The organism is Mesorhizobium sp. P5_C1 (assembly GCF_054049815.1).
In genome coordinates this window covers 1-6,860 of the sequence record NZ_JBFULQ010000305.1, presented here as the reverse complement: position 1 = coordinate 6,860, position 6,860 = coordinate 1, and the positions used below count along the sequence as shown (strand labels likewise).

General features: G+C 64.3%; 7 protein-coding genes and 1 pseudogene. 3 read left to right on the top strand and 5 right to left on the bottom strand.

All coding sequences use genetic code 11. The features are described 5' to 3' along the window. A pseudogene (locus tag ACXJ7R_RS21265) lies at nucleotides 1-244 on the bottom strand (histidine--tRNA ligase); the annotation flags it as partial. Nucleotides 245-494: 250 nt separating this feature from the next. On the opposite strand from ACXJ7R_RS21265, the gene ACXJ7R_RS21260 reads away from it, so the two are divergent. Next, nucleotides 495-749: a hypothetical protein gene (locus ACXJ7R_RS21260; RefSeq protein WP_457153568.1), complete on the top strand. Its 255-nt coding sequence runs from the start codon at nucleotides 495-497 to the stop codon at nucleotides 747-749. Nucleotides 750-800: 51 nt separating this feature from the next. Here the strand turns inward: ACXJ7R_RS21260 and ACXJ7R_RS21255 are convergent, their stop codons facing one another. Beyond that, on the bottom strand, nucleotides 801-1,439 hold the full coding sequence (locus tag ACXJ7R_RS21255; RefSeq protein WP_457153567.1) for a DNA-3-methyladenine glycosylase I: 639 nt from the start codon (nucleotides 1,437-1,439) through the stop codon (nucleotides 801-803). Between the two features lie 211 nt (nucleotides 1,440-1,650). Here ACXJ7R_RS21255 and ACXJ7R_RS21250 point away from each other — a divergent pair, with 211 nt between their 5' ends. Continuing rightward, entirely contained in the window at nucleotides 1,651-2,394 is a 744-nt protein-coding gene (locus ACXJ7R_RS21250; RefSeq protein WP_457153566.1) for a L,D-transpeptidase, read from the top strand. 266 nt (nucleotides 2,395-2,660) lie between these two features. Then, the gene (locus ACXJ7R_RS21245; RefSeq protein WP_457153565.1) at nucleotides 2,661-3,581 is read left to right on the top strand and encodes a bifunctional 5,10-methylenetetrahydrofolate dehydrogenase/5,10-methenyltetrahydrofolate cyclohydrolase; all 921 of its coding nucleotides are present in this window, start codon (nucleotides 2,661-2,663) and stop codon (nucleotides 3,579-3,581) included. A gap of 22 nt (nucleotides 3,582-3,603) precedes the next feature. Here ACXJ7R_RS21245 and glcF read toward each other — a convergent pair whose 3' ends face one another. The 3 genes from glcF to ACXJ7R_RS21230 are packed head-to-tail and all read right to left on the bottom strand — an operon-like array spanning nucleotide 3,604 to nucleotide 6,728. Then, a complete protein-coding gene (glcF, locus tag ACXJ7R_RS21240; RefSeq protein ID WP_457153564.1) occupies nucleotides 3,604-4,929 on the bottom strand; it encodes a glycolate oxidase subunit GlcF in 1,326 nt (441 codons plus the stop codon). Between the two features lie 12 nt (nucleotides 4,930-4,941). Beyond that, a complete protein-coding gene (locus tag ACXJ7R_RS21235) occupies nucleotides 4,942-6,147 on the bottom strand; it encodes an FAD-binding protein (RefSeq protein WP_457153563.1) in 1,206 nt (401 codons plus the stop codon). After that, nucleotides 6,144-6,728 carry an ASCH domain-containing protein gene (locus ACXJ7R_RS21230; RefSeq protein WP_457153562.1) on the bottom strand — a complete coding sequence of 195 codons (585 nt, stop codon included), beginning with the start codon at nucleotides 6,726-6,728 and terminating at the stop codon, nucleotides 6,144-6,146. The genes ACXJ7R_RS21235 and ACXJ7R_RS21230 overlap by 4 nt, the downstream gene beginning before the upstream one ends. Nucleotides 6,729-6,860 lie beyond the last annotated feature (132 nt).

Sequence of the window (6,860 nt, the reverse complement as noted above, 5' to 3'; positions counted from 1 at the left end):
GCCACTGGTCGTCATCGTCCTGGAAGGAGAACACGCCTTCGTTCGGCCGGTCCTGGTCGGGCAGGAACTTTCCCAGCGCATCGGTGTATTCGATCAGCGGCTGGTCGGCCGGTTCGAAGCCATAGAGCTCATAGACCGAGCGGATCGTCGCCATCATCTTCTCGACGGCGCGGATGTCTTCGGCGCTGCGGTCGGCAAAACCGCGCGGCAGCCGCGCTTTCGTCTTTTCCGATTTGTCGGCCATGGAATGGGTACTCGGTGTTTCGTGGCGCTGTGCGATAGGAAATTTCCTATTTCCGCAGCGCGCGTGTCCTAACCGATGCAGCTTTGTGCGGCAAGGGTTTGCCGCCTTGCCTCTCCCTGTCGGGAGAAGGCAGAGGCGAACCGCCCCGAAACAAAAACGCACCGAAAATGAAACATTCCCGCCATGGGTGCGGCATCGTGCCGACACAATCGCAGCCGATAAGTCGCGCCGACACGAAGGGGTTCGGGCCATGACCAGCACAGCAAGATTCCATGCCATCGACGGCAGCGCAGGCGACTTGCCCGCGCGCCTGCGTCCAGCCGACATCCACGCCCAGAAAATCGTCAGCCAGGCCGCCGGTCCGTTCGAGATACCGGCCGACACCGGCAAGGGACCATCCATGCGCGACGCATTGATGACCGGCCTGCTGGTGATCTACCCGACCGTGGCCACGGTGGTGGCGATTGTCGCCGGGCTTTTCCTGGCCAGCGCCAACGGCACCTGAAGGTACCCACCCGCGCCTTCGGGCGACTCACCAAAAGGGATGCAAGCGCCGCTACTTCGGCCGCTTGAAAGCCTTTCGCTCTTTCTCGACTTGCTTGCGGCAGACGCAGCCCTCGAGATGGTCGTTGACCAGGCCCATGGCCTGCATGAAGGCGTAGACCGTGGTCGGGCCGACAAAGCTCCAGCCGCGCTTCTTCAGCTCCTTCGATATCCGAACCGAGACGGCGGTGGTCGGGTTGGCGCGCAGATGGGCGAGGTCGACGATTTCGGGACGCTCGTCCTTGCCGGGTTCGAACCTCCAGAACCAGGCGGCCAGCGAGCCGAATTCGTCGGCCATCTCGCGGGCACGCTTGGCGTTGTTGATGGTCGAGACGATCTTGCCGCGATGACGGATGATGCCGGCATTGCCAAGCAGGCGCTCGACATCCTTGTCGGTGAAGGCGGCGACCTTGTCGAATTCGAAATTTGCGAAGGCCTCGCGAAAATTCTCCCGCTTGCGCAGGATGGTGAGCCACGACAGGCCCGACTGGAAACCCTCGAGGCAGATCTTTTCGAACAGCCTGCGGTCGTCCGCCACCGGCCGGCCCCATTCATGATCGTGGTAATGCAGATAGTCGGGCAGATTGCCGTGCCAGAAGCAACGCGCGACACCGTCGGGGCCGGCGAGCAGGCCGGTGTTTTCTTTTTCCATAGCCAAAAATCCGTCCGTTAACGCGCCTTTGCGCTGCATTTACTGCGGCTTTACCAGATTCCTGAACCCAGCGGTAACCACACCAAGAGGTTTACTGACAACAGCGCATTTTACGCATTCCGATTCATGTTTCGGTTGCTGCTTACGCGCCAATGATCGCCGAACCGGGGGCGTTCCACCCGGTTGTTTCAGACGATCAAGGTGCGTTCCGATGAAGACAGTTCTGTTTCCCGTGCTCGGCGCCGCGGCTGTGTTTGCCTCGGGCGTCACGCCTTCAACCGCCGGCGATCGCTACGCCGACAGGCCGCCGGTTATGGTGAGCCCCGACCTTTCCGCCCCCTGGGTGCTGCAGCTTGGCCATGCGCCCGGCATCGTTCGCCAGAACCGCCAGGTCGTGCAGCAGCCGCGCCTGCGCTACGCTCAACCGGGGCAGCCTGACCGGGTGCAGACTGCGGCCGTGCAGCCGCCTTCCAAGCGGATGGTCATGCGTCCGCAGATCAACCCGATCTACCTGCCGCAGGAAGTCGCCTATGACGGCCCGCAGAAGCCGGGCACGATCGTCATCGATACGACCCAGAATTTCCTCTTTCTGGTCGAGAAGAACGGTAAGGCACGGCGCTACGGCGTCGGCACCGGCAAACCCGGCTTCGAATGGTCGGGCACGCACAAGATCACCAACAAGCGCGAGTGGCCGGACTGGCGCCCACCGGCGCAGATGATCAAGCGCGAAGCCGCCAAGGGCCGCTACCTGCCGACCTACCTGGCCGGCGGCCTGGAGAACCCGCTCGGCGCACGCGCGCTCTATATCGGCACGACCGAATATCGCATCCATGGCACCAACCAGCCATGGACGATCGGCGGCGCGGTGTCGTCCGGTTGCATCCGCATGCGCAACGAGGACGTGGTCGACCTCTATGAACGGGTCAATGTCGGAACCACTGTCGAGGTGATATAGTTCCGGCGACGAATCACTTGGCCGGCAAAGCACCTCGCTTTTGGCGACCAGTCTGAAGATACGGGGGACGGGCCGTATGGGGATGCGGCCAGTCAGGAAGGGCAGCACGGGAAACCGCGCTGCCCTTTCCGTTTCGACCGGAGCCTGAGGGTCAGCGACACTCCCTGGTCGGCACGTCGCGCAAAAAGCATGACGGTTCGCTTTCGTGCTGCCCTTGGCGATGTTCTTTTGCTATGTCGGCGGCAACCAAGCAAAAGAGTTCGCCCATGTCCCTGTCCGACGACAGCCGCTATCTCAAGGGCGGCCCGGTTGCCCAGCGCATCATTGCCGCCGTGCGCGAGGATGCAACGATCGCCAAAGCCGAGGGGTTTCCGCCCAAGCTGATTTCGATCACCGTCGGCGACACCGCAGCGGTGGATGTCTATGTGCGCAACCAGCGCGCCAAGGCGCAACTGGCCGGCATCGATTTCGAGGAACGGCGCTTTCCCGCCACCATCACATCAGGCGAACTGGAAGCGGCCATCCACGGCCTGAACGCCGATCCGCGGGTCACCGGCATCATCATCCAGCGGCCGGTGCCGGCATATATCCCGGTCCGGACGCTGCAGGCGGCGGTGCATCCGCTCAAGGATGTGGAGGGCATGCATCCGGCTTCGATCGGCAACATCGTCTACAACCAGCTCGACCTCGCGCCCTGCACGGCCGCCGCTTCGGTCGAGCTGCTGAAGGAGACCGGCCTCGACCTCAAGGGGCTGGAAGTGGTCATCGTCGGCCATTCCGAAATTGTCGGCAAGCCGATCGCCTTCCTGCTGATGAGCGAAGGCGCTACGGTGACGGTCTGCCATCACATGACACGATCGGTTGCCGCGCATGCGCGTCGCGCCGATGCGCTGTTCGTCGCCGTCGGCAAGCCGCGACTGATCAAGGCCGACATGGTCAAGCCGGGCGCTGCCGTCATCGACATCGGCATCAATTCCGAGATCGGCCCTGACGGTTCCAGCCGTACCGTCGGCGACGTCGACACCGAAAGCGTGCGCGAGGTCGCCTCCTGGATCACGCCGGTGCCGGGCGGCGTCGGCCCGATCACGGTGGCGATCCTGCTGCGCAACACGATGGTGGCGCTCAGCCGGCAGCGCGCGCTCTATGAAGCGACATACGGCACGGCCGACAGGCTGGCGGCCGAGTAAGCACCGAGACGGGCCACGAGGCCTACTCGGCGGCGATCGGGCTGTCTTCCGCAACGCCTTCCGGCTTCGGCCCGCCATAGGCCCAGTCGAGCAGCTTTATCGTGTGCACCACCGGCATCTTCGCCGCGGACGCGATCTGCGCGATGCAACCGATGTTGCCGGTGGCGACGATCGAGGCCCCCGTGGCCTCGATGTTTTTCACCTTGCGGTCGCGCAGCTTGGCCGAAATCTCGGATTGCAGGATGTTGTAGGTGCCGGCCGAACCGCAGCACAGATGGCCCTCGCGCGGCTCGCGCACGATGAATCCGGCCTTGGTCAGCAATTCCTTCGGCTGGCGGGTGATCTTCTGGCCGTGTTGCATCGAACAGGCCGAATGATAGGCAACGACCGTGCCCGGCTTGCGCACCGGCTCGGGCAGCTCGATGCCTGAGAGATACTCGGTGATGTCCTTGGCCAGCGCCGACACCCGCGCCGCCTTGTCGGCATAGGCCGGATCAAGACGGAGCATGAAGCCATAATCCTTGATCGTCGTGCCGCAGCCGGATGCGGTGATGACGACGGCATCGAGCCCGCTTTGTTCGATGGCGCGCGTCCAGGCGTCGACATTTTGCCTCGCCGAAGCGAGTGCCGCCTGTTCCCGCCCCATGTGATGGACCAGCGCGCCGCAGCAGCCCTCGCCCGGCGGCACCACGACCTCGACGCCGAGCCGCGTCAGCAGCGAGATCGTCGTCTCGTTGATGGCGGGATCAAGCACCGATTGCGCGCAGCCGGTGAGGATGGCGACGCGGCCTTTTTTGGCCCCTTGCCCGGCATGGATACCCGGTGAGGCCATCGGTGACGTTTTGGGGATCGATGCCGGCGCGAGCTTGAGCATCGCGCCAAGCGGCTTCAGCGCTTGGACCTTCCCGAACAGGCCAATGAACGGCTTGCCCAGCCTCGCCAGCCTGAGTGCTGCGCGAAACCGCGCGGGATAGGGCAGCACGAAGGCAAGCATGGCGCGGGTCAGGCGGTCGAGCAGCGGCCGCTTGTAGGTCTCCTGGATGTGGGCACGGGCATGGTCGACCAGATGCATGTAGTTGACGCCCGAGGGACAAGTGGTCATGCAGGCAAGGCAGGACAGGCAGCGGTCGATATGGGTGACGATCTCCTTGTCGGCGGGACGGCCGTTCTCCAGCATGTCCTTGATCAGGTAGATGCGCCCGCGCGGCGAATCGAGCTCGTTGCCGAGCGTGACATAGGTCGGGCAGGTGGCGGTGCAGAAGCCGCAATGCACACATTTGCGCAGGATCTTCTCGGATTCCGCGACATGCGGATCGGCGAGCTGGGCAAGCGAAAAATTGGTCTGCATCGCGATCTAGTCCTAGGCCATGCGGCCGGGATTGAGGATGTTTCTTGGGTCGAATTCCTGCTTCAGCCGCGCGCTAAGTGCGGCCAGCGCCGGCGCCTGCGGCTCGAAAACCGGCAGGGCGGCGCGATGGGAAGGGGCGGCGCGCACCAGCGTCGCATGGCCGCCGCCATGTTTTCTCAACAGCCCACGCAGCAAAGCGGCTTCCGGGTCGCCCTCTTCCATGCGTAACCACACCAGCCCGCCCTGCCAATCATAGAACGCGCTGACGGCGGCCTGCATGCGCAGCGTCAGAACCATCTGGTGGCCCTCTCCCGGCGTCATCGACACACGCCAGACCGGCTTCTCGGTGCCGTCGGCGAAGGGCCTGCAATCGCGCACATCTCGCCAGATCAGCCGTGAAGCCTCGCCGGAAATCTCCTCCAGCGGTCCAGCCTTGCCGAGCAGCGTTTTCAGAGCGGCGATGCGATAGGCGACGGAAGGGCCAAAACCTTCGACGCGCAGCAACGTCGCGGCCTCGCTGCCAAGCGTGCCGCCGGCGACGCGCGCGGCGATGCGCTCCGGCAGATGGGCAGCGCTCGACACTTCGGCGCTTGAGCCGAGCGCCAGCGCCATGGCGGCGGCGGCGGCATCGTCGAGCAGGCCGCGGACAGCGAGCGTGACCTCGGTCTCGGCGGCGGGCAGCACCTTGAAGGTGACATCCGTGAACGCGGCCAGCGTGCCCCAGCTGTTGGCCATCAGTTTTGACAGATCGTAGCCGGTGACGTTCTTGACCACGCGGCCGCCGGATTTGAACGCCTCGCCACGGCCGGAAACGGCATTGATGCCCAGGATATGATCGCGCGCCGCGCCCGCCTTCAGCCGGCGCGGGCCGGAAAGGTTCGCCGCAAGCACACCGCCGATGGTGCCTTTGCCAGGCTCGCCACCAAGCAGCGGGCCGTAGTCCATCGGCTCGAAGGCAAGCTGCTGGGCGTTTTCCGCCAGCAGTGTTTCGATGTCGGCCAGCGGCGTGCCGGCCTTGGCCGACAGCACCAGTTCGGCCGGTTCATAGAGCGTAACGCCTGTGAGCTTGGACAGGTCGAGTGTGTGTTCGCACTGTTGCGGACGACCAATGCCGCGCTTGGAGCCATGGCCAAGGATTTCGAGCGGCGATTCCTCCGCCGCCGCCCATGCGACGGTGGACAGGACTTCGTCCGATGTGGTCGGGGTAAAAGACGTCAAAGCCTGTGCTCCCGGAGCTTTTCGAGCACGGCTTCGCCCCTTGGCGACAGCCGGTAACCGATCTCGAGGCTCTCGGTGAGGCCGAGTTCCTTGAGCTTGCGGACATCCTGCTTGAATTTCAGCGTTTCGACGCCGGCCATCGCAGCCAGCTCAGCCGCCCACACTTCCGGGTGGGCGCCGATCGTCCGCAGGATCGACGGGAAGTGGCCCGGTGCGGTCTTGTCCCAGCGCGCAAATCGTGCGGTCAGGGCGTGCCAATCCGCATCGGAAAGCGAGGCCTCGCCACGCAAGGCAACGCGTTCGTCGGGTTCGATACCGTTGAGTTCGATGCGGTAGACCGGAGTGCCGTCATCGGAGCCCAGCATCTCCTGAAGAGCTCCGAGTGCCGGAAAGCCGGCCGCAGTTGCGTCCTTTTCCGTCAGTGCGGACATGTCCACGATCGCAATATCGCCGATCAGCACGACGCCCGACGCCGTCCTCACCCGCCCGCCGGCCTTGACCGTCGGCCGCTTCCAGCGGCGAAAGGCGAGCGTCACTTCCTTGCGCGCGATCTTGTCCAGCGAGGATTGTTTGAACAGCAATTCAGACCTCACTCGGGTATTGGGCGAAGCCTGCGCCAAACAGAGGTGTGGAGATGCCGCGATCCTTCCCACCCCCCTCTGTCCTGCCGGACATCTCCCCCGCAAGGGGGGAGATCAGATCGTCACCACGGC

What these genes read in the sequence shown, in the direction of transcription:
- ACXJ7R_RS21245 (WP_457153565.1), top strand. Translation starts at nt 2,661, where the DNA reads ATGTCCCTGTCCGACGACAGCCGCTATCTCAAGGGCGGCCCGGTTGCC.
- ACXJ7R_RS21255 (WP_457153567.1), bottom strand. Translation starts at nt 1,439, where the DNA reads ATGGAAAAAGAAAACACCGGCCTGCTCGCCGGCCCCGACGGTGTCGCG.
- ACXJ7R_RS21260 (WP_457153568.1), top strand. Translation starts at nt 495, where the DNA reads ATGACCAGCACAGCAAGATTCCATGCCATCGACGGCAGCGCAGGCGAC.
- glcF (WP_457153564.1), bottom strand. Translation starts at nt 4,929, where the DNA reads ATGCAGACCAATTTTTCGCTTGCCCAGCTCGCCGATCCGCATGTCGCG.
- ACXJ7R_RS21250 (WP_457153566.1), top strand. Translation starts at nt 1,651, where the DNA reads ATGAAGACAGTTCTGTTTCCCGTGCTCGGCGCCGCGGCTGTGTTTGCC.